Genomic DNA, 22,405 nt, shown 5'->3' on the forward strand with positions numbered 1-22,405 from the left:
ATCTACTCCAGTACAAGCGGATTGACATCCACTTTAATGCGGTTGATGCGGCCCGTGCCGTCACTTTGCAGCAAAGCCGCTGTATCATGCCGCATTTCATCCAGATTCTTTCCCTTGAGAATCACCCGGCAGCGGAACTGATCCCGCAGCTTCAAGAGTGATATCACACCGATCGTTTTATAGTTTCCATGCAGATGATCGCGCAGCCATACAGCATCCTGCATCGCCTGGCGTTCATTGGCACTGGCCACTGTCAGTGAAATCAGATAGGTGTAGGGAGGATACTGGCCGGCATGGCGGAACTGCATCTCATGCTGAAAGAAGGAACGGTAATCCTGCCTGGCAGCACACTGCACAGCATAATGGTCCGGATCAAAGACCTGATACACCGCTTCGCCGGCATCTTCACCTCTCCCGCTGCGGCCGGCAGCCTGCATCAGAAGATCAAATGCACTCTCACAGCTGCGGAAATCATTGCGGGCCATGCCGGCATCGCCGTTAATGACACCAACAAGCGTCACATCCGGATAATCCAGTCCTTTGGCAATCATCTGGGTGCCAAGCAGAATGTCTGCCTCGCCCCTGCCAAAGGCAGCCAGCAGTTTCTGATGGGCATCCTTGTGTGAAGTCGTATCTGCATCCATGCGGATGGTGCGGGCATCAGGAAACAGCCGGTGCACTTCTTCTTCCAGTTTTTCTGTGCCAAAGCCGTAGGTCATGAACCCGTCCTGTGCTTTGCATGATGGACAGCGCGGCGGCACTTTCATCACGGTGCCGCAGGCATGGCATTTCAAAAGACGTTCATCACGGTGATATGCCATGGCCAGCTCACAATGCGGGCAAAGGATGACTTCCCCGCAGGAACGGCAGCGCAACTGCGGGCTGTAGCCTCTTCTGTTCAGCATCAGAATCACCCGTTTTTTTGCAGCAAGCACGGCTGCCATCTTTTCCTGCAGAGGACGGGAGATGATGCCATCGCCGCCCTTTCTGATTTCCTGTTTCATGTCAATGATGGATACACGGGCAGGTGTCTGGTTAATCCGCTCATCCAGCTCAACAAGATGATATACCCCGCGCAGTGCTCTGGCATAGGAATCCAGAGATGGTGTCGCTGAGCCAAGCAGGACCATGCAGTGATGATACTTTCCCCGCCATATGGCAATATCGCGGCAGTGATAGGCAGGCATGCTGTCCTGTTTATAGGAACCGTCATGTTCTTCATCCATCACGATGAGGCCAAGATTGGCAAACGGCAGAAAGACGGCACTGCGCGTACCGACAACAATTCCTGCCCTGCCGGATCTGACTTTCAGATACTGCTCGTATTTCTGCTGGGCATTGAGACCGCTGTGATAGATGGCTGCGGCATTGCCAAAGCGTGATGTGACCCGCTCTACCATCTGCGGTGTCAAAGAGATTTCCGGCACAAGGATCAATACCTGTCTGCCGCAGGATAACTGTTTTGCGGCAAGATGCAGATAGATTTCGGTTTTGCCTGAGCCGGTGGCCCCCCGCAGCAGAGTTACGCCCTCCGGATGAGAGAGAATTTGATCCATTGCGTTCTGCTGGGCAGGTGTCAGCTGCAGACCAGGCTTGCACTGCACATCGATTTCTTCGCTCTGACGCTGCCGTTCTTCGATCCGCAGAGCGCCCAGTTCAATCAGTTTCCTGGCCTGATTGGGATATTTCCTGCGCAGCTGATGGTATGGCATCCGGCCGGCAGCCTGCACATACTGCCATGCTTCCAGCTGCTTTGGCGTCAAAGATGTCTCCTGATCTGAAACGCTGACCCAGCGCTCTGTGACCGCCCTTTTCTCACTGGAAGACAGCGACGGCTTGATGATCCCCGGCAGCATGCATGCGAAGCAGGATATGGTAGGAGACAGCGTCATTTCCTTCATGGCAAATGCCAGATCATGCAGTTCTTCTGACAGCAGCGGTTCATGGTCCAGTACCGAAGAAACCATCTTGACCTGGTAGCCCAGCCGTCTTGCAATCTCATCCGGTGTCTCATCTGTTTCCCGAACGCTTTCCACGAAGCCAATGGTACGGCGGTGGTTGAAATCAACCATCACCCGGCACAGGGGCTGCACTTCTTCTGTGCATAAATACGTAAATGTTCGATCGATGGAACGAACGGGATGTTCGATCCAGCACTCCAGTATTCTCATGGCCTTATCTTACTATTTTTGCAAAGACTCTGCACAGGTGGTTCAGGCAGGTGTGTATAATAAGACAGACAGGAAAGAGGTATTTCATGAAAGCATGGAAACGTATTGTCGTCAAAGTCGGTACATCTACAATCTGCCGCAGCGACGGCACGCTGAATCTGCGCAAAATTGAGCGTTTTGCCAGAATTCTGACAGATCTGAAAAATGAAGGCCATGATGTGATTCTGGTGACATCCGGTGCCATCATGGTCGGTGCCCATAAAATCGGCTGGGGCAGACGGCCGGCAACGATGGCTGGCAAACAGGCTGCCGCAGCAATCGGCCAGTGTGAGCTGATGTCCATCTATGACCGCTATTTCATGGAGTACGGTTCTACGACAGCACAGCTGCTGTTGACAAAGGATGTTACGGAGAACGAAGAAGCACGCCGCAATGTTATTGCGACCTTCCAGGAACTGCTCAAGACCCATGCGATTCCGATCATCAATGAGAATGACTCGATTGCAACAGAAGAAATTGTCTATGGTGACAACGATACGCTGTCTGCTGTTGTGGCATGTCTGTGCAATGCAGATCTTTTAATCATTCTTTCTGATATTGAGGGCCTCTATGAAGCGGATCCAAGTGTCCATCCGGAAGCACGTCTGATTCCGGTTGTGCATGATCTGGATGCTGTCATCAATGCAGCCGGCGGTTCTCATACGGAAAACGGCACCGGCGGCATGGTGACCAAGCTGCATGCCGTTTCCATTGCCGCAAAGCAGCATATTCCGGTCATCATTGCCTCTGGCGAAGATCCACACATTCTGTATGACATCAGTGACGGCCATCAGCGCGGTACGCTGTTTGAGATAGGAGATGCACAATGAAAGCACTGGAAACCGCAGCACGGGCAAAAAAGGCTTCCCGGGAAGTACGCCAGCTTCCTCTTGACGTTCGCAATCAGATTCTCAAAGATTTTGCCATCAATCTGCGCCATGACATGTCAGTGATTCTTGATGCAAACAAAACAGATGTCCAGGATGCAAAAGCAAACGGCATGCGCCAGTCCATGCTGGACAGGCTCAGCCTGGATGCCCCCAGGCTGGAACAGATGGCCGTCGGCATCGAAAATCTGATCGATCTGGAAGATCCGTTAAACCGGATGCTGGAAGAAAGAACGCTGAAAAGCGGCATTCATCTGCAGAAGATTTCCGTACCGCTTGGCGTCGTTGCGATCATTTATGAGGCACGTCCCAATGTGACGGCTGACTGTGCGGCACTGTGCATCAAATCCGGCAATGCCTGTGTGCTCAAGGGCGGTAAAGAGGCATGGCGTTCTTCCCATGCGATCATTTCATCCATGAAGAAAGCACTGCAGGACAATGGCGTCAGTCAGGACAGCGTCATGCTGTGTGATCCGATTTCTCATGAAGAGACGGATGCCCTGATGCAGGCACGTGAGTCGATTGATGTACTGATTCCCCGGGGATCGAGAAGACTGATTCAGGCAGTGGTTGCCAATGCAAAGGTGCCGGTCATTGAAACAGGTGCCGGCATCTGCCATGTGTATGTGGAAAATACTGCACAGCCAGAGATGGCAGACAGAATTATTGTCAATGCCAAATGCCAGCGCCCTTCTGTATGCAATGCGATGGAGACGCTGCTGGTGGAAAAAGAAATTGCCAGATCCTACATTCCCCATATTGCCGCAATCATGCGGGAACATGCTGTGACCATGTATGGTGATCCAGAAAGCTGTGCACTGAGTGATCTGATTCTGCCGGCAAAGGAAGACAGCTTTGATACGGAATACAATGATCTCATCATGAATGTCGGGATTGTGGATGACACGCTGGCAGCGATCAATCATATTGAAAAGCATGGCACCCACCATTCTGATGCCATCATTACGGAAAGTGATGCTGAAAAAGAGCTGTTCTTTGCCGGCGTTGACAGTGCCTGTGTCTATCACAATGCCTCTACCCGCTTTACAGATGGCTTTGAGTTTGGGCTTGGTGCTGAGATCGGTATTTCCACGCAGAAACTGCATGCCCGCGGTCCTATGGGACTGGAAGCTTTGACGACGTATACATATCACCTGGAAGGGAAAGGAGAAATCAGATGAGAACAACGAAGAAGTACATGCTTGGTTTTATCGGCTGCGGCCACATGGGTATGGCAATTGCCCGCGGTGCTGTTGCCAAGGAGTATCTGGAAAGATACCAGCTGGTTGTGTATGACCACCATGACACCAATATGAAGACAGCCAAAGGAGAGCGCTTTGGATTGGCCAAAGATGAGGCTGATGTGGCTGAAAATGCCCATATCGTCCTGCTGGCAGTCAATCCCACCCAGGCCGATGCTGTTCTGGAAAAGCTCAAGGAACATCAGCCGGAGTGCCTGCTGTCCATTGTGACCGGTCTGTCCATTGCCCATATCCAGTCCATTCTTGGCAAGGATACACAGGTCATCCGTGCCATGCCGAATACACCGCTGCAGATTGGTGAAGGTTCCACTGCCCTGTGCAAATCAGAAAACTGCAAGGCCGATGAGTATGACTTCATCTTCCAGATGTTTGCCGGCATGGGTGTTGCCCGCACCATTCCGGAGGACCAGATGAATGCAATTGTGGCTGTTCATGGCTCTGTGCCTGCGTACGTCTATTACTTCATTGAGTGCATTCTCAAGGATGCCGTATCACGCGGCATTGATGAGGAAGCTGCCCGTGCCCTGCTGGTGCAGACCGTGATTGGATCCGGCAATCTTCTCAAGCAGAATGCCGGCAAGCCCATTGAAGAGTTCATCAATGAAGTGGCGTCCAAGGGCGGCACTACCATTGAAGCGATCAACACGTTCAAAGAACTGAACCTGGCTTCCATCATTCATGAAGCAGATGAAAAGTGCGTCAAACGTGCCGAAGAACTGTCCCATTGAAAATCACGGGAATACACACAAAGCCGCCATTGGATCCAAAGTAAAGTGATCACAATGACGGCTTTTTCTGTTTGATTTTGTTACGGCGCATACCCCGCCTATAGCGGTAAAAGACGTCTAGGCGGGGTTAGCCGCCTTTCTTTTTCCTGCATGAAGGCAGGAGGCATCTCATCAAAGAGAGCGAATCTTTTCGTTCGGGAACCGCTTTGGATCAGTCGCAAGATAAATCAGAACAAATGCTGCAATATTTGCCACAAGGCCGATGGTCAGGATAAACGGGATCGACACCCTTTCCAGCAGGAAGCCGCCGATCAGGTTTGCCAGCATCATGCAGACACCGCCGGTCGCAATACCCATGATTGCCTGCCCTTTGGCGATATCGCCGACACCAACGATGCGGTACACATAATAGACAGCGGCGACCTGATAGAAACCGGAATACAGCAGATGGGCGATGTTGCACCAGACAAAGAAATGGATGTTTGGTGAAACCAGGAACAGAATGGCTTTGAGGATGCCGCCGAAACCGGAGATCCGCAGCATCGTATCGGCACCGATGCGGCCCATCAGGTTGGTGCCAAACATCACAGCCGGGATTTCAGAATATGCCATGACAGCAAAGGCAAGTCCCATGTCTGCCTGCCCGCCGCCAAAGTATCTCACGAAGTAAATCATATAAGTGCCAAGCAGAGAGTTCAAAAACCATTCCAGCACGAATCCTGCCATCAGCAGTTCAAAGCGGTGGTACTTGTGGAAGAATTCCTTCATGGTGCTTGGCTTTTCATCTTTCAGGATTTCATTGCCGGCAATTGGTTTGGTTACTGCGGCAGCAGGTACTGGAATGCTTGCCAGTACCAGCAGCAGAATCAGGTAGATTGCCATGTAAATCGGCAGGATAATCTCGGCACCATAATGCTCGGTCACCTGTCCCATGATCAAGGCGCCGGTCGCATAGCCAAAGGATCCCATGGACCTGGCTAAGCCAAAGTTCATGTCATAACCGCGGTTGGTAAACTGCAGGCATAATGAGTTGAGCAATGGTGCAATGCTTGACTGCAGTGTAAACGCCACTGTATAGAAAACAAGTGTGGATGCATAGACTTCAGGGAACACTTTCAGCAGTGCAAAGCATGCGGTGCAGGCAAGAAAGAAGCCTGCAATCATATGCTTCAAAGGCCGTTTGGAGCGGTCCGCAATATCGCCGGATACCTGCTGCAGCACGCAGCTTGCCAGTGCGCCGGCTGATGTGATGCCGCCGATGGCTGCGGTAGAAAAACCGCGGCCGGAAAGAAAGACAGCAGCGAAACTGTTGATAATCAGATAGTCAATCCAGAAACCTGCCTGGATCACACCGTAGCGGAATGTCGGTCCTTTTCTCTGTGCTTGTGTCATAGCCTCACCTCAAACAGACATATATATTATGATTCCCAAAGAGTCCCTGCAAGCAAAAAAAGGATTCATCAATCTTTCCGATTCATGAATCCTCATCATCAGTGGAGAATATGGGGTTCGAACCCATGACCCCTCGCACGTGAAGCGAATGCTCTCCCGCTGAGCTAATTCTCCGCTGATTATTTTACCATGGTTTCACAAATATGGAACCCTTTTCTGTCACAATCCCATCCAGCGTGACATCATGCGGTTCTACGGCAATCTCATCCACCTGCTGCACGGAATAGGCCGCACCAATCTTGTGTCTGACACGATTGAGAATACTGTCATAGTACCCTTTTCCGTATCCTGTCCGGTGGCATGCTGCATCAAAAGAAGACAGCGGCACAACAAACAGATCGATGTTCTCCACATCCTGAATCGGTGTATCAACTGGTTCCTGAACACCGAACCTGGATGTTGCGTAAACCGTATTCGATGTGATCTGATGGAAGATCAGTGTGCCTTTGCGCACGACCGGGGCAAAGACATGAATGCCTTTGGCAAAGCATGTCTGGATCAGCGGATTGATATCCACTTCTTCTTTCATTGGCAGATAGACGCCGATGGAGTGAATATCATCAAGATATGGCAGCAGCTTCTGAACAATTGCCATACTCATCGCTTTTCTTTCCCGGGATGACAGTGCTTTCCGGGCCTGCAGGCCCGTTTTCCTGGCAGTTTGTTTATCCAATGGAGTCTGTCATGTCGATCTTCAGAAGCTGATTCAGCTCGACTGCATATTCCATCGGCAGCTCACGTGTAAATGGCTCCAGGAAGCCCATGACGATCATTTCCGTTGCCTGCGCTTCGCTCAGACCGCGGCTTTCCAGGTAGAACAGCTCATCCTGCGAAATCTTGGATACGGTTGCCTCATGTTCAATGGTGCTGGTCGCATTCTCATTGATATTCAGCGGAATCGTATCACTCCGGCTCTTCTCATCCAGGATCAGTGTATCGCACTCAATCTTGGTCTTGGAAAAGTCTGCTTTCTTACTGAAGCGGATCCAGTCACGGAAGTTGGTCACACCGCCATTGCGGGAGACCGACTTGGAGACAATGGAACTGGATGTATGCGGCGCCAGATGAATCATCTTGGCACCGGTATCCTGGAACTGGTTATGAGAACCAACGGCAATGGAAATGCACAGGCCATGGGCATACTCACCTGCCAGAATGCAGGCAGGATATTTCATGGAAATGCGTGATCCGATGTTGCCGTCAATCCACTCCATGGTGCCATGGGCATCTACCTTGGCACGCTTGGTAACAAGGTTCAGGATGTTGCCGGACCAGTTCTGCACAGAGGAATAGCGGCACTTTGCCCCCTTGCCGACGAATACTTCGACAACGGCAGCGTGCATGGAATCTTTGGAATACTGCGGTGCTGTGCATCCTTCTACATAAGAGCACTCTGCGCCATCATCCACGATGATGATGGAACGCTCAAACTGTCCCATGGATTCCGAATTGATCCGGAAGTAGGACTGCAGCGGCTTCTCCAGCTTGACACCCTTTGGTACATAGATGAAGGAACCGCCAGACCAGACGGCACTGTTCAAGGCAGCCAGCTTGTTATCCGTCGGGGGAACAATGGTCGCAAAGTACTTTTTGAACAGTTCCGGATATTCACGCAGGCCGGAATCGATGTCAAGGAAGATGACACCCTTCTGCTGCACTTCATCCAGCATGTTATGATAGACAGCCTCAGACTCATACTGGGTGGTCACACCAGCCAGATATTGACGCTCTGCCTGAGGAATGCCAAGCTTTTCAAACGTATTCTTGACTTCTTCCGGTACTTCATCCCAGCTTTTTTCAGCTTCATTGGAGACCGTCTTGAAGTATGTAAAATCCTGAAAGTCAATCTCAGACAGATCCGGTCCCCATTTGGGCATAGGCAGTTTTTCAAAAGTATGGAAGGACTTCACTCTGAATTCTGTCATCCATTCCGGTTCATGCTTATAGGCAGAAATCTTTCTGACAATATCTTCATTCAGGCCTTTGCCAGTATCAAAGACGGCCTTGACATCATCGTCATGGAATCCGTATTTATAATCATCCTGCGAATAAATGGCCTCGTTATTGCGATTGGCTTCGCTCATTTCTTCGCCTCACTTTCTTCAATCATTTCCTGCATGGCTTTCCAGCCAATTGTCGCACACTTGATGCGGTTAGCCTGCTTGTAAACATTCTTCATGGCAACCGCCTCTTCCAGAACATCCGGATCATACTGTTTGTTTTCGATCATCGCAAAGTAATTGGCAATGATCTTCTCAGCTTCCTTGACACTCTTGCCCTTGAGCAGATCCGTCATCATGCTTGTGCTTGCCGTTGAGATCGTGCAGGCAATGCCGTCAAAACGGATATCCTGAATCACACCGTCCTTGATCTTGCTCTGGACGGTAATATCATCAATGCAGCTGTCACTGGCCATATGTCTGGACTGATAGCCAGCATCCTTAGTCAGCTCATGGTTATGTGGATACTGATAGTGATCCATGATCAGCTCGCGCAGAACTTCCGGATCATTTAACAAACTGCTTTCATCACTCATGACATTCACCTCTTAAAAGAAGATACCAACCGCATTTTCAAGGTTGATGTTCTTAGCCTCATCCACAAAGCGGTCTACTTCATCCTTTGTATTGTAGAAATACAGCGAAGCACGAATCGTCTGATCCGTCCCGATGATATTGTGCAGCAGCTTTGCACAGTGATTGCCGCTGCGCACCGCAATATTCTTACTTGCCAGATAGCCGGCCGCATCCTGGGCAAAGACGCCCTTAGCATTGAAATCAATCGGGCCGTATTCATTGTCAGGATTATAGAGAATAATGTTATCCAGCTTCTGCATCTTCTCACAGAAGTAGGCACGCAGCTCTTTTTCATAGGCATGGATATGATCCAGGCCGATATCCATCAGATAATTGGCAGCTGCACCAGTGCCAATGACACCCTCAATATTCGGTGTACCGGCTTCAAACTTGACCGGTGTTTCCTTGAGGATGCAGGAACCATCATTGGCAAAACGTGCATTCATATCACCGCCCATTAACATCGGGCTCATTCTGTCCAGCAGTTCCTTCTTGCCATAGAGGATGCCAACCCCGCCGGGACCGCACATCTTATGGGCAGAAAAGCCAAGGAAGTCAATATCTGCATCCCTGACATCCACCTTCATATGCGGCACGCTCTGGGCACCATCCACGATCATATAAGCACCATGTTTATGGGCAATGGCACTCATTTCCTTGATCGGCTGCACAGAGCCAAGCACATTGGTCACTTCAGCCAGAGAGACAGCCTTGACTCCTTCATGGAAGCACTTCTCATAATCTTCCAGGTGAATACGGCCTTCCTTATCAGTCGGAATATATTCAAAGCGGATGCCGGCTTCCTGCTGCAGGCGGAACCACGGCAGTACGTTGGAGGCATGTTCTGCTTCCGAGATCAGCACCACATCACCCTTTTTCAAAAAGTCATGGGCAAGGCCCCAGGCAATCTGGTTCATAGACTGGGTGACATTGTGTGTGTACACAACTTCATCCGGATCACAGTTAATCAATTTTGCAATGATCTTGCGGACACCATCATACAGACGGTCGTTCTCAGCCGCAATGGCATAGTCGCCGCGGTGTACATTGGATGTATGCTTCGTATAGTAATCCGTTACGGCATCAATCACACACTGCGGTTTCAGGGAAGTTGCCGCATTGTCGAAATAAATCAGATCGGGATTGTTCACGATCATCGGAAAGTCTCTTCTGATTTTCTCTACATCGAACATAATGCGTTCATCTTCCTTTCCATTTCCTTAGCAAGCATCTCCTGCAGCTGCGGATTATCCAGCGTTCTGGCAATCGGCATCAGGTAGCCGGAAGAAATCAGAGAGGTGCACTGTGAGCGGCTCAGACCGCGGCTCATCATGTAGTACATCTGGTCTTCATCCACGGTTCCCATACTCAGAGCATGGCTTGCCTGCACATCATCTTCATCAATGAGCAGCTCCGGCAGAATCTCAGCACGCTGTCCCTGCGCAAATGCCAGGGCACGGCTTGTCTGATGGGACTGGGCGCCATGGGCACCCTTGACGATCTTGCCAATGGCATCAATCATCAGATTTCCTTTTTCCAGAACAACCGCATAGTTCTTGATATCGCCATAGGTATCCGGTGCATAGTTGACAACCTGCATGTTGTAATTCTTGCGGCAGTTGACCAGGGTTGCACTGGAGAGCAGTGCCCTGGCATGATTCTGCCGCAGGGCAACATACACATTGCGGTCTGTTTCAGCCTGATTGCACTCGCCATAGGCAACCGTCAGATCTCCATTGCCCATGACTTCGTGTGATTCATCGACGCTCAGTTTCTGATCTGTATTGTTCCAGAAGAGATAGGAGATTTTTGCACCGGCTGCAGCATAAGTGCGGATGCGCAGAGCACCGCATTTTTTCACAGACACAAAGACATCACTCTGCTCACTGCCGCGGAACGTAATCTGCAGATCACGGTCTGAATCAATCTCATAAGCACTGTAGCCAGGCTGCAGGGCGATATCCATATTGACATGGATCGGCGTCATTTGCGCGCAGCTCCTTCGGCGGCCTGACGAACCGCACATGTACCAAGTGATACAGGCTGTACTTTCTTTTCTTCAACCTCAGCTGCAGGCTGGGCACCTGTCTCAGCATAGATCCAGTCATAGCCTTCCTGGTCAATCTTTCCAGCCAGGTCGCCTTCACCATTCATGACAATGCGTCCATCCACCAGGACATGGGTGAAATGCGGCTGAATCTGCTCATAGAATCTTTCATAGTGGGAAACAACCAGCAGCGACATGCCTGTTTCCTTGTGCATCCGGTTGATGGCATCGGAAACAATCCGCAATGCGTCAACATCCAGGCCGGAATCCAGCTCATCCAGCATGGCAAAGCTTGGCTTGAGCATTTCCATCTGGACAATCTCATTGCGCTTCTTTTCACCGCCGGAGAAGCCTTCATTCAGGAAACGATGGGCAAGATCCGGCTTCATCTGCAGATCATTGATGGTCTTCTCCATTTCTTTGATAAATGTGAACAGAGGGACCGGCCTGTCACGGCGTACATTCATGGCCGCTCTCAAAAAGTCGCTGTTGGTAACACCGGGGATTTCCTGTGGATACTGCATGGCCAGGAACAGGCCTGCCTTGGATCTTTCATCCACCGGCATTGCCAGTACATCCTTACCATCATATGTAATGGATCCCTGTGTCACTTTGTATTTCGGATGGCCCATGATCGCGGCAAGAAGCGTGGACTTGCCATTGCCGTTCGGGCCCATCAGTGCATGTACTTCTTTTTCATTTACCGTCAGATCGATTCCTTTCAGAATCTCCTTATCTTCAACGTAAACATGAAGATCTTTTATCTCGAGAGTTCTCATAATTCCTCCTGTTTTCAACCGTGCATGATTATAACATCAATTTACTAGGAAATGTTGGCAGACGCTTTATGCCCTTTTTCAGGCATTTTGTCCTGCTTTTTCATACATTCTGCAACGTGTTATGTGAAAGAAAATTCAGACAGGCAAAATTGCAAAAAGATATACGCTATTTTATAATGATCTAGCGTTTTTTTCATAATGAATTAAAGGAGGCTCTATGGGCAAATTCTTGAAAAAGAACTGGTTCGTAGCACTGATCATTGTGATTTTTGCATGCATCAGTGTGTATTACATTTACGATACGAACAAGGGAAAACTGAAAGGAAAGACATCCGATGGTGAAGACGTTGTGTATTCGGTAAATGATACCGATGAGACGGCTTCTCAGTTCTATGATGATCTGTACAAGTCAAGCGGCAACAACGCTGCCCTGTCACTGTTCCAGAAGGCTGTGGCAGACAGTTCCTATAAGACAACCAAGGAGATCAAGAAAAAGGCAGAGTCGCAGGCTGAATCCATCAAGTCCAATTACAGTTCCAGCTATGGTTCCAGTTCAGAAACCCAGCTGGCCAGCGATCTGGCTTCCACCGGCTACACTGATCTGACTGACTATCTGATTACCCAGATCAAGCTGAACAAAGTATCCGGTGAATATGCTGCCAATCATTTCGATGATCTGCAGATCCGGGAAGTATCCTATATCCTGATCAAGTTCACGGATTCCAGCAATGTCACGGATACGCCAACCGATGATGAGCAATCCCGCATGGATGCAGTCGATCAGGCTCTGTCCAGCGGCACAAGTTTCTCTGATGCGGCAACCCAGTATTCCGAAGATACTTCCACTGCCAGCAACGGCGGCCTGCTTGGTGTCATCGACAAGAACACAACATCGCTTGATTCTGCATTCCTGTCAGCTGCCCTTGCACTGAACGAGGGCGAGACATCTGACTGGGTCAAGTCCAGCAGCTTTGGCTACTTCAAGATTTACTGTGATGCTTCTACAGCAGATACACTCGAGTCAAATGGCAAGGTTGACTCTCCGTATGAATCTCTTGTTTCAACATACGATACAACCCTGCAGAATACTGCCATCTGGGCAAAGGCACAGGAGCTTGGCATTGATTTCAATGGCAACGATGATCTGGAGAAAGAGATCAAGGCTGCCTATGGTGTAGAAGATGATTCTTCTGATGCAAGTGCAACTGCTTCCCCTGAAGCTTCTGCATCTGCGAGTGCATCGGCATCTGCCAGTGCAGGAGGTACAAACTGATGCTGAAAATGAGAAAAGCAATCCTTGCCAGTGCCGCTGTGGCAATGGCCCTGACACTTGCCGGCTGCAAAGATGCAAGTGCAAAGCTGAAGGACAGTTCTACCGTCCTGTTTACGGTTGGCAAAAAGAAAGTTACCAAAGGCAATGTGTATGAGACGATGGTCAACATGGCCGGTGCTTCCACTGCCATCAACAATGCGACCAATACCATTGCATCCCAGGAAGTTGAAATTACAGATGACATCAAAGCCCAGGCCGAGTCTACACTGAATACATATAAGTCCATGTATGGTGACACCTTCACTTCTTATCTGGAACAGTCCAACATGAGCGAGGATGATTACCTGAATGACTATCTGATTCCTTCTCTGCTCGCTTCCCAGCTGACTGACAAGTACATTGAAGCCAAGTGGGACGATCTGATCAGCATGTACAAGCCTTGCAAGGCAACGGTGCTGTCTTTTACAAGTCTTGATGATGCCAATGCGGCTCTGGATGAGCTCAAGGCTGGTACATCCGATGCGGCTACTGCGGCTTCCAACCACAACAGTTCTTCTGATGGTACATCAGAGATTTATACAACCCAGTCTTCTTCCCTTGATTCCATGGTCAGAGCGATTCTGTCTTCCCTGACGCCGGATGACGGCTGGAATGAAGTCACAGGCTCTGATGGAAGTACCTATTACCTGGTCAAGGTAGACAGCAATGATACAGACAGCATGCATGATGACATCGTCTCTGCTCTGTCTTCCATCAGTAATGTCAGCTCTGATGCGACCACATACTACTTCCGCAAGTATAAGTTCCATGTCTATGACATTACGCTGTACAATGCGATCAAGGCATCCTACCCTGATAATCTGGTTCAGGATATGGCAGAATCTACTGCTTCTGCGGAGGCTTCCTCCTCTGCCAGTGCAAGTGCTTCTGCTTCCGCATCTTCCAGCAATTGAGCATGATCTAACAGGAAGTGTTTTCGCTTCCTGTTTTTTTGTTGCGCGGATGGCATTCATATGCCATGAATGCATATCAACACGCAGGCAGAATGTTATAATAAAAGGCAGGAGGAAATGAATTATGTGTGTATTCTGCGATATCATTGCCCATAAGATTCCATCAAAAGTTGTATACGAAGATGAGAATGTGATTGCGATTCTGGATATTTCTCAGGTTACCAGAGGGCATACAATTGTCATGCCGAAAAAGCATGTCAGAAATATTCTGGAGGCAGATGACAAGACCGTTGCCAGTGTCATGGCTGTAACGGCAAAATTAGCCCGCCAGATTGTGAAAAATACAGGCGCTATTGGTGTGAACATTCTGAATAACACTGGTGAGGCTGCCGGTCAGTCGGTTGATCATATGCACGTGCATATCATTCCGCGCTATGGCAAGGATGATGCGTGCCATTTCACGTTCGGCAAGAGTGCACCGCAGGATCTGGATGAAGTACTCAAAGAGGTCAAGGGGTAATGCCAACGGCACTCTATTACCTGCATGATCCCTTTGCTCCGGATCCCAACTGCCCTACCCGCTTTGGTTCTGCTCTGGTGATCTGTGCCAAAGGCAAGATTCTTCTGGAACAGCGGGCAGACAATTTCCGCTGGGGTATTGTCTCCGGTGATCTGCATGACACTGAAACCTTCCGTGACTGTGCCATCCGCCAGGCAATCAAAGAGACCGGCATTCATCTGTACCATGATCAGCTCAATGAGCTGAAGGTATTTGATGATCCGAGCCGTATCGTTTCCTTCCTGGATGGCAATATTTACCGTATTGTTTCGTTTGCCTTCTTCGCAGATCTGGATGAAATCCCAGAAACAACAGTAGGAAAAGGCTCCATTGAGCTGCGATGGGTTGATCCTCAGGATCTGCCTGATTATCAGTTTGCAATTACCCACCAGGAGATTCTGGAATATTACCTGCTGAAGAAGAACCTGCAAATTACGCTGCCGCAGCCATCATTCCTGCAATAGAAAAAGAGGACCATCGTCCTCTTTTCATTTGTCTTCCTTCTCTTTGACGCCAAGCCGTTCCAGCATCACATCTCTTGCCTTGTTTTCCAGTGTATCATCCAGCGGAGCCAGCTTCACGCTGCCATACCGTTTTCTTAAGCCTCTGGCAATGATATGATCCGCGATCTTAGGATTCTTTGGCAGCAGCGGCCCATGCATATATGTAGCCAGGACATCATCATTGACAAAGCCTTCCCAGCCGCCGTCATATGTATTGCCATGGCCTTTTAATACTTTTCCAAACGGGGTGGATACCTGCATGGTCTGGCCGCCATGGTTTTCAAAACCAACGGCATCAAAGGTTTCACCATCCATCGCTGCCTGGATGGCAATGTTGCCGATGCAGCGGTGGTCACGGTCACTCGCCTCCGTGTAGTAGTCAAAGAAGCCAAGGCCTTGGATCATACCGCCATCCTGATCGCGGTAATACTTTCCAAACAGCTGATATCCGCCGCAGATCAGCAGAAATGCCGTATGCGCATCCATGGCAGCGGCAATCTGATCCCTGCGCTGGACAAGATCGTGATAGATCAATTCCTGCTCATGGTCAGCACCGCCGCCCATGAAGAAGATATCATAATCCGGAATATTTCTTTTCTCACCGATTGTGCACGTATCAATCGTACACTGAATACCTCTTTTCTCCGTTCTTACACGCAGTACTTCAGCATTGCCTTTATCACCATAGAGGTCCATCAGATCATGGTACATCCACAAAATTCTCAGTTCCATTTCTGTGCCTCCTTTGCAAGCAGTGCCCTGGTACTGTGCAGAGCGGTATACGTAGAGATCACATAGCTGTCCAGATTGGCATCATCCAGCCATTTCACAGCTTTTTCGGCATTTTCTTCCACATGTATGCGGTCCTCAAGACCTTCATACTTCAGCCGCAGAGCCATATCATAGGCACGTGTACCGCTGCAGACAATCATCTTTACCTCCGGCACATTCAGCCGTTCAAAATGAGCATCCCAGATCCAGCTCACATCATGTCCATCCTGGTCATTGTCATTGAGCAGAATCAGAATGTTCTTGTCACCGGGGCGGCTGAGAATATACTTCAGTACTTCATTGGTACCCGTCGGATTCTTGGCCAGATTGATGATGCATGGCTTAGACAGCTTGAACAGCTCATTGCGGCCTTCTTTCATCACAAAGCTGCCAAAAACCTTGTTGGCACAGGCAGGATCAATATGATACACCTTCAGCGCCGTTAATACAGCAGCACAGTTATACACACCGTAAATCGTATTGACAAACGACTTGTAGGAATTGCCGTCTGCAGTAAAGGTGCCATGCTGGAAGTCAATATCCGTAACTTCAATATCATATGGCACTTTGCCAAACCCATCATGTTCACACCAGAATTTTCCAATATGGGAATACTGATAGTATTCATAGTGCAGACGATTTCCACAGACCGGGCAGAATTTGCCTTCACTTGCCTCATTGGTCTGTTGCTGTGAAATGGAGCAGCGGTCTACGGCAAAGTAATGTTTTCTGGCTTTTTCTGCATGCAGGCCGATTCGCAGAACATTGGGATCATTGCCATTGAGGATGAGATCCCCGGTAAAGTCCTTTGTGACAGCCATGATTTTCCGGATGATCGTTTCCATTTCTCCTGCTCTGTCCAACTGATCCCGGAAGAAATTAGTCACGACAAGTGCAGTGGGATGCAGATGGGAAAACTGCCGGTACAGGGTCAGCTCATCGACTTCAATGACCGCAGCATCTGCTTTGATGCGGTAATGCATATCACTGTTGGCTGCCAGCAAAGAGGCAATTCCCACATTCAGATTGTCACCGCGGGCATTGTTGATGACCTTCAGGCCGGCTGCGCGCAGTGACTGGGCAATCAGATTCTGGGTTGTTGTTTTACCATTGGTGCCGGTTACCAGAATGACAATTTCCGGCATCTGGAAACGGGCAATGAAATCCGGATCCATCCTGAGTGCCAGGGTGCCGGGAAAAGAACCTCCCCTGCCTGCCTTTTTCAGCAGCGAGGAGACACCTTTCACAAGTGCAAGCCGCATATCCATATGCATCACTCCTTTTTCAGTGTTGGTTTATAGAACTGCCTGTTATCCAGGGCAAACAGTTTGCCCGTCCAGTTTCCTGCAGCGGTAGAATCCAGTGCCTGCTTCAGTGTGTTCATACGGGCATCGAGATTGTCCATCAAAGACAATACTTCCGCTTCCTGCACCATCGGCAGTACCGGTGAACCGTATTCATAGTGACCGTGGTGGCTCAGGATCATATGGTGCAGCAGCGCAGCTTCCTCACTGCCTTCCAGGCCAAGAGAGTCTGCTACTTCACTGAGAATCCCATTGGCAATGGAAATGTGGCCTTCCAGGCGTCCCTGCAGTGTATATTCTGTTGTGATCGGTCCGCTCATTTCGATGGTCTTGCCAACATCATGAATCAATGCCCCGGCAATCAGAAGATCCCGATTCAGCTGGGGATAGTGTTTGCATACTCCCTCGCACATTTCGGCAATGGACAAAGAATGCTCAGACAGACCGCCCAGAAAGTTGTGATGAATTTTAGAAGCAGCCGGGTATGTAAAGTATTTGTCTGCTGTCATCCGCAGAACACCGACCACAAGTTTGCGCAGGTTTTCATTTTGAATACTGTAAACAAACTTTTTGACCTCTGCCTGCCGGTCTGCAAGCGGCCTGGTACTTGCGGCCACAAATGACTCCAGATCCACTGCTGACTGGTCCAGATCCTGCACATGATTGATACGCAGCTGCAGGCTGTTCTTGTAATCCAGCACTTCAAAGGAGATTTCTTCTACATGACCGACATGGATAACAGCTGTATCCTCTGGCTTGACATCCCAGAATTTACCATCGATCATGCCGGTATTATCTGCCACTGTAATGGTAAGATACGCTGCGCCTTTATTCGTTGTTCCATTTTTAACATCTTTGATCAGCAGGGGAATTGCATAGCGCTCCTGCGGTTTAAAATCCTTGATTTTAGTCATCCTGATTCCACTCCATTCCATCCATGACGGCATAAATATCATCACCGTCATAGCCTTGGGCAGCACAGTACCGGAATACCCGGTTGCGCAGCATTGTGCCGCTGTATTTGCTCTGATAGCGGCGCTTTGCTTTGGCTGCACAGTGCTTGAGATTGTCCATTTCCCGTTCTTCCTGACGGCCCAGATCCAGCGATGCAATCGCTCTTTCTGCCTGCTCACGGGTAAAGCCGCGCTGGACCAGCTTGCCAGACAGCGTATATTTCATCTTCCGGATCGAGTCATGTTTCATCGAGCCAGCCATTTTCTGTGCTGCCAGCATGCAGTCTTCCATGGATGTATCCGGTTCTTCCCCGATCACCTGGTGGACCAGGGCGGCAGGCAGTCCCTTATTCATCAAACTGCGCACAATCCGGTCTGTACCCATTAACGAAGCACGCATGCTGTGAACCGCATCACGGCAGTAGCGCTCATCATCGATATAGCCCCTGCTCTCCAGCTTCTCAACGATCTTATTAATCGTCGTAATATCACATGGCGTTTCCTGACTCAGCCAGTCATACACTTCCTTGCGGGTGCGGTCTTTGATCGCAATCCGGCGCACACAGCCCTGGTATGCCCTGACACCAGCTTCTTTTTCCTGCAGGTGTTTTACGGTCGTATTGGCAATTGTACCGCCTTTGCGCAGACCAAGGTTGGCATAGTCATCCATTGTCACCTGCAGACGCAGCTCTTCCTTGCGGCCATTGATCAGATACAGCTGCACAAAGGAATCTTTTACCTGTACATCATCGATTGTGCTGACATCATGATACATTTCAATGGCTTTTTCATAGACAGCATACACTTTTTCGCCAAAAATCCGGGCACTGTAAGGCTCCACATGTTTCAGGGAAGAAACGGTCATCTTCGCTTTCTGTTCTTTTGACAAAGAAAGGAACACTTTCAGCTTGGTCACAAAGTCATCCGGATCTTTGAAAAACCAGCCGTCTTCCCCTTCGCTGACAAGATCCTGCAGCACTTCATCATAGCGCACCAGCAATGGCAGACCAGATGCAAGGGCTTCAATAAATGTCATGCCCTGTGTCTCACTCAGTGAAGCAGACGCAAACAGATCACAGGCGCGGTACAGTGACGGAATGTCTTTTCTGGGTACAGCACCAGCCAGGACGATATCCTTCTCCAGATCAAGATCTGCAGCCATCTGTTTCATGCGGCCAAAGTCAGGGCCATCCCCTGCAATCAGCATTTTGACAGACAATCCTGCTTTGACTGCATTGGCAAATCCCTGAATGACGACATCCAGAGATTTCTCCTGGGCGATGCGGCCAACTGATACAATTACGGTATCATCAGCAGAAAAGCCAAATTTTGCCCGGATTTCAGCTGTTTTGCGAGCATCATGGAGAGATGGATGAAATTCATCCAGATCCAGACCGGTAGGAATCACATCAATATCACGGCGGATATGATACCCAATCAGCATGTCCTTTGTCTTCTGGGATGGCGCAATGACGGAGATGGAAGCATCGCCATACAGGCGTGATACTTTGGCAACACCTTTTTTGGCATAGGAATCTACCGTTCTGGAATGGATGAAATTGACATAATGCGTGTAGTCTTCATAGGTTGTATGGTATGTGGACACAAGCGGAATACCTAACTGCATGGCGCAGATATGGGCAAAGATGCCTACCCCGAATTCGGTCTGGTCATGGATGATATCCAGATTCAGTTTGCGTATTTCCTGCAGGGCAAGAAAATGAAAAGGTGACGTTGCCACATAGCCGTAGAGGAACTTGAGTTCTGCTCCTTTCAGCCGCAGTGTATGGCCGTCATCTTCCCAGTGAGATGCTACTTTGCCAGAGGAATTGGTTGTGATGACATAAACTTCATGGCCCATCTTTTCAAGCTGTGTGCGCAGGATGTATGTACTGTTGGCAACACCGTTGATCTCGGGCGGATAGGTATCTGTAAACAGACCGATTCTCATCGCTCTTCCTCCTTGGATTTCTGCTCTATTTTACCATTGGTTTCAGTTTCCGCCGGTATTTCCTGCATATTATCATGAATCACGACCGGCTGCATCCTTGCCCACAGATAAATACCAGCCCCAACCAGTGTCTGAAAGTAATAGGTAATTACACGCCAGAGAATCATGATTGCCTTTGCCTTGGTAGTGCCGAAAATCGTGGAAAACATCAGGACAAAGGTTGCCTCAGTACCGCCGGCAGAGCCCGGCATAGGCATGAAGGCGTTGACCATGGCAACAAAGGAACTCAGTGCAATCGTATCAATATACAGCTTCCAGCTGAGCTGGAAATGCAGTGCTCTGGCCGCAATAAAAGCAATGCTGTAATACATGAGCAGACGGATCAGATTGCTCAGTGCAACAAGAAAGATCATCTTCTTGTCACAGCTGATCATGTCAATCTGCTTTTCAAACCGTTCCAGCTGTTCATCCAGTTTCTGCTTTGCTTTATCGCGGTTTTTGATCAGATGCATGCGTATGCCGATGTTAAACCCTGTGGTTGTCAGCCAGCGGTAAAACCGTGGAAATTTGACGGATGCCCACAGAGCAAAGATCAATGCACTGTTCACAATAAAGCCAAAGATGACAATAAGGAAGAACTGGGAATAGTGTCCATAGAAGTATGGAAACCGCAGCAGTATCAGAACCAGGACAAACACGCTCATGGTTGTCTGGTAATTGATGAAATCCATCCAGAGCACACTGATGGCACTGGAGACATCGAGCCCCTGCTTGCGGAAGATATAGATCTGGGCAAACTGACCGCCGGATGCACTTGGCGTAATGTTATTGAACAAAGATGCTGTATAGGCATCCACGAAGCCCTGCCTGACCTTGTAGTCCTTCTTGAAAATTCTTGCTTCAAGAGACAGGCCCCAGCCATCAATCCAGCGTTCCAGGACCATCAGAACAAGCATGAAAACCAGCAGCCATTTATTGGCACCGCGGATCATGCTGAGAATTTCACGGCCGTTGTCTTTCAGAGAAAACCACAGGACAAGGACAGTCAGGCCGATGATTAATGCAAAATTGAAAACAGGACTTTTGAGAACCTTTTTCAAGTTAGTTTTCATATGTCTTATCTGCTAACCTTTCAGTGTACTGGTTTGCCAGCCGCCTGCAGAACCCTGGTATAGACCTGCTTCAGCTGAACACCAATGCGGTCAATACTGCGTTCCTTTGCCGTTTCATAGCCTGCATCTGTCAGATCAGGAACCTGATGTTCCACGATTTTGGCAATCAGATCTGCAAACTCGGCATTGTTATGTCCCATCCAGCAATTTTTACCATTCTGCAGCCACGGATCATAGGCACCGATATCACGCACAAGCATCGGACATCTGGCCGCCAGTGCCTCCAATACAACAATCCCCTCTGTCTCCTCATAAGATGGGAAGAAGAAACACTTGGCGCTCGCATAGGCCCCTTCTATGATTGCACCTTTGACATATCCCGGGAATATTACATTCTCCGGTGCATTTTCCATCGCCTCCGTAATCTCACGTGGAATAATCAGTTTATTGATATCACCAAACCAGATGAACTGATACTGTGGCAGCATTTTTGCGACTTCAATAAAATCAAGCAGCCCCTTGCGCTGAAACAGCAGTCCAACACCAATCACCGTTTTGGCATCATCAGCCAGTGAAAAATATTTCCGGAATGCCTTCACCTTCTCATAGTCATAGGCATAGCGCTCCAGCACGATACCATTAGACACAGCATAAATCGGCAGTGTGATCCCATACTTTATCAGCAGAGAACGTGAGTATGGTGTCGGTGTGATGATGGCATCTGCCTGGCTGTACCGGTTGACAAGCCATGTCTTGTAATATGGTGCAATCTGATTGCTGAAGAGAAAACTGTTTTTGAAATCTTCTTCTGTCGAATGGGCATGGTAGATGACACATTTGCCGTTTTCTCTTGCACTGCGGATGATGGCATCACTGTTAGCCATATAGGTATTGATATGCAGAATATCGTAATCCGTATCCCATGGATCCGTTGTATAAGCAATATGCTGTGATGTCAGAGCAAGCTTCTGGTGCTCGAAAGCCCGTCCCATGCCTGAGATCTTGATCATATTCTGATTCTCGAAATACAGTAAAATCTTCATGCAATCACCATACATATTATACATCTGCCCATAACGCAAAAA

The 22,405-nt window shown here is 49.1% G+C and carries 21 protein-coding genes and 1 tRNA gene; 7 read left to right on the forward strand and 15 right to left on the reverse strand.

Annotated elements, in window-relative coordinates:
- Positions 1 to 2 precede the first annotated feature (2 nt).
- Positions 3 to 2,171 (reverse strand): replication restart helicase PriA, encoded by a 2,169-nt coding sequence (gene priA / locus MOZ60_RS03320; RefSeq protein ID WP_370595638.1) that lies wholly within the window; start codon positions 2,169 to 2,171, stop codon positions 3 to 5.
- Between the two features lie 86 nt (positions 2,172 to 2,257).
- On the opposite strand from priA, the gene proB reads away from it, so the two are divergent.
- From proB to proC, 3 genes are read left to right on the forward strand one after another with little or no spacing between them, the layout of a single operon-like run.
- The gene (gene proB, locus MOZ60_RS03325; RefSeq protein ID WP_370595639.1) at positions 2,258 to 3,040 is read left to right on the forward strand and encodes a glutamate 5-kinase; all 783 of its coding nucleotides are present in this window, start codon (positions 2,258 to 2,260) and stop codon (positions 3,038 to 3,040) included.
- Positions 3,037 to 4,278, forward strand: a complete 1,242-nt coding sequence (locus tag MOZ60_RS03330) for a glutamate-5-semialdehyde dehydrogenase (RefSeq protein WP_370595640.1) — start codon at positions 3,037 to 3,039, stop codon at positions 4,276 to 4,278. The genes proB and MOZ60_RS03330 overlap by 4 nt, the downstream gene beginning before the upstream one ends.
- Entirely contained in the window at positions 4,275 to 5,087 is an 813-nt protein-coding gene (proC, locus tag MOZ60_RS03335; protein WP_108774056.1) for a pyrroline-5-carboxylate reductase, read from the forward strand. Before MOZ60_RS03330 ends, proC begins: the two co-directional genes overlap by 4 nt.
- A 171-nt stretch (positions 5,088 to 5,258) precedes the next feature.
- Here the strand turns inward: proC and MOZ60_RS03340 are convergent, their stop codons facing one another.
- From MOZ60_RS03340 to sufC, 8 genes are all read right to left on the reverse strand, one after another.
- Entirely contained in the window at positions 5,259 to 6,479 is a 1,221-nt protein-coding gene (locus tag MOZ60_RS03340) for an MFS transporter (RefSeq protein ID WP_370595641.1), read from the reverse strand.
- Between the two features lie 102 nt (positions 6,480 to 6,581).
- Positions 6,582 to 6,653, reverse strand: a tRNA-Val gene (locus MOZ60_RS03345).
- A 10-nt stretch (positions 6,654 to 6,663) separates the two neighbouring features.
- Entirely contained in the window at positions 6,664 to 7,212 is a 549-nt protein-coding gene (locus tag MOZ60_RS03350) for a 5-formyltetrahydrofolate cyclo-ligase (RefSeq protein ID WP_277008400.1), read from the reverse strand.
- Positions 7,205 to 8,623, reverse strand: coding sequence for a Fe-S cluster assembly protein SufB (gene sufB, locus MOZ60_RS03355; RefSeq protein WP_370595642.1), 1,419 nt, complete (start codon positions 8,621 to 8,623; stop codon positions 7,205 to 7,207). The genes MOZ60_RS03350 and sufB overlap by 8 nt, the downstream gene beginning before the upstream one ends.
- Positions 8,620 to 9,075, reverse strand: a complete 456-nt coding sequence (gene sufU / locus MOZ60_RS03360; RefSeq protein ID WP_108774060.1) for a Fe-S cluster assembly sulfur transfer protein SufU — start codon at positions 9,073 to 9,075, stop codon at positions 8,620 to 8,622. Before sufU ends, sufB begins: the two co-directional genes overlap by 4 nt.
- A gap of 12 nt (positions 9,076 to 9,087) precedes the next feature.
- The gene (locus tag MOZ60_RS03365) at positions 9,088 to 10,308 is read right to left on the reverse strand and encodes an aminotransferase class V-fold PLP-dependent enzyme (protein WP_370595643.1); all 1,221 of its coding nucleotides are present in this window, start codon (positions 10,306 to 10,308) and stop codon (positions 9,088 to 9,090) included.
- Positions 10,296 to 11,102, reverse strand: coding sequence for a SufD family Fe-S cluster assembly protein (locus tag MOZ60_RS03370; protein ID WP_277008397.1), 807 nt, complete (start codon positions 11,100 to 11,102; stop codon positions 10,296 to 10,298). Before MOZ60_RS03370 ends, MOZ60_RS03365 begins: the two co-directional genes overlap by 13 nt.
- Complete coding sequence (gene sufC / locus MOZ60_RS03375) at positions 11,099 to 11,941, reverse strand: Fe-S cluster assembly ATPase SufC (protein WP_370595644.1); 843 nt, start codon at positions 11,939 to 11,941, stop codon at positions 11,099 to 11,101. The genes MOZ60_RS03370 and sufC overlap by 4 nt, the downstream gene beginning before the upstream one ends.
- Positions 11,942 to 12,158: 217 nt before the next feature.
- Here sufC and MOZ60_RS03380 point away from each other — a divergent pair, with 217 nt between their 5' ends.
- The 4 genes from MOZ60_RS03380 (at position 12,159) to MOZ60_RS03395 (ending at position 15,190) form a co-directional block, all read left to right on the forward strand.
- On the forward strand, positions 12,159 to 13,214 hold the full coding sequence (locus MOZ60_RS03380; RefSeq protein ID WP_108774064.1) for a peptidylprolyl isomerase: 1,056 nt from the start codon (positions 12,159 to 12,161) through the stop codon (positions 13,212 to 13,214).
- Positions 13,214 to 14,167, forward strand: a complete 954-nt coding sequence (locus MOZ60_RS03385; RefSeq protein ID WP_277008393.1) for a peptidylprolyl isomerase — start codon at positions 13,214 to 13,216, stop codon at positions 14,165 to 14,167. The genes MOZ60_RS03380 and MOZ60_RS03385 overlap by 1 nt, the downstream gene beginning before the upstream one ends.
- 124 nt (positions 14,168 to 14,291) lie before the next feature.
- Complete coding sequence (locus MOZ60_RS03390; protein ID WP_370595645.1) at positions 14,292 to 14,687, forward strand: HIT family protein; 396 nt, start codon at positions 14,292 to 14,294, stop codon at positions 14,685 to 14,687.
- Complete coding sequence (locus MOZ60_RS03395; RefSeq protein ID WP_277654938.1) at positions 14,687 to 15,190, forward strand: NUDIX hydrolase; 504 nt, start codon at positions 14,687 to 14,689, stop codon at positions 15,188 to 15,190. Before MOZ60_RS03390 ends, MOZ60_RS03395 begins: the two co-directional genes overlap by 1 nt.
- 24 nt (positions 15,191 to 15,214) lie before the next feature.
- Here the strand turns inward: MOZ60_RS03395 and MOZ60_RS03400 are convergent, their stop codons facing one another.
- Genes MOZ60_RS03400 through MOZ60_RS03425 form a run of 6 tightly spaced genes read right to left on the reverse strand, consistent with a single transcriptional unit; the run spans position 15,215 to position 22,363 of the window.
- Entirely contained in the window at positions 15,215 to 15,961 is a 747-nt protein-coding gene (locus MOZ60_RS03400) for a type 1 glutamine amidotransferase (protein ID WP_108774068.1), read from the reverse strand.
- Positions 15,952 to 17,268, reverse strand: coding sequence for a Mur ligase family protein (locus MOZ60_RS03405; protein WP_277009321.1), 1,317 nt, complete (start codon positions 17,266 to 17,268; stop codon positions 15,952 to 15,954). The genes MOZ60_RS03400 and MOZ60_RS03405 overlap by 10 nt, the downstream gene beginning before the upstream one ends.
- 5 nt (positions 17,269 to 17,273) lie before the next feature.
- Entirely contained in the window at positions 17,274 to 18,218 is a 945-nt protein-coding gene (locus MOZ60_RS03410; RefSeq protein ID WP_370595646.1) for a 3'-5' exoribonuclease YhaM family protein, read from the reverse strand.
- Positions 18,211 to 20,208: a glycosyltransferase gene (locus MOZ60_RS03415; RefSeq protein WP_370595647.1), complete on the reverse strand. Its 1,998-nt coding sequence runs from the start codon at positions 20,206 to 20,208 to the stop codon at positions 18,211 to 18,213. Before MOZ60_RS03415 ends, MOZ60_RS03410 begins: the two co-directional genes overlap by 8 nt.
- A complete protein-coding gene (locus MOZ60_RS03420) occupies positions 20,205 to 21,320 on the reverse strand; it encodes a lysylphosphatidylglycerol synthase transmembrane domain-containing protein (RefSeq protein ID WP_277009324.1) in 1,116 nt (371 codons plus the stop codon). The genes MOZ60_RS03415 and MOZ60_RS03420 overlap by 4 nt, the downstream gene beginning before the upstream one ends.
- Before the next feature lie 20 nt (positions 21,321 to 21,340).
- Positions 21,341 to 22,363 carry an LTA glycolipid anchor biosynthesis glycosyltransferase, IagA/BgsA family gene (locus MOZ60_RS03425; RefSeq protein ID WP_370595648.1) on the reverse strand — a complete coding sequence of 341 codons (1,023 nt, stop codon included), beginning with the start codon at positions 22,361 to 22,363 and terminating at the stop codon, positions 21,341 to 21,343.
- Positions 22,364 to 22,405 lie beyond the last annotated feature (42 nt).

Origin of the sequence: Grylomicrobium aquisgranense (assembly GCF_033971865.1) — a bacterium.
GTDB lineage: Bacteria > Bacillota_I > Bacilli_A > Erysipelotrichales > Erysipelotrichaceae > Bulleidia > Bulleidia massiliensis.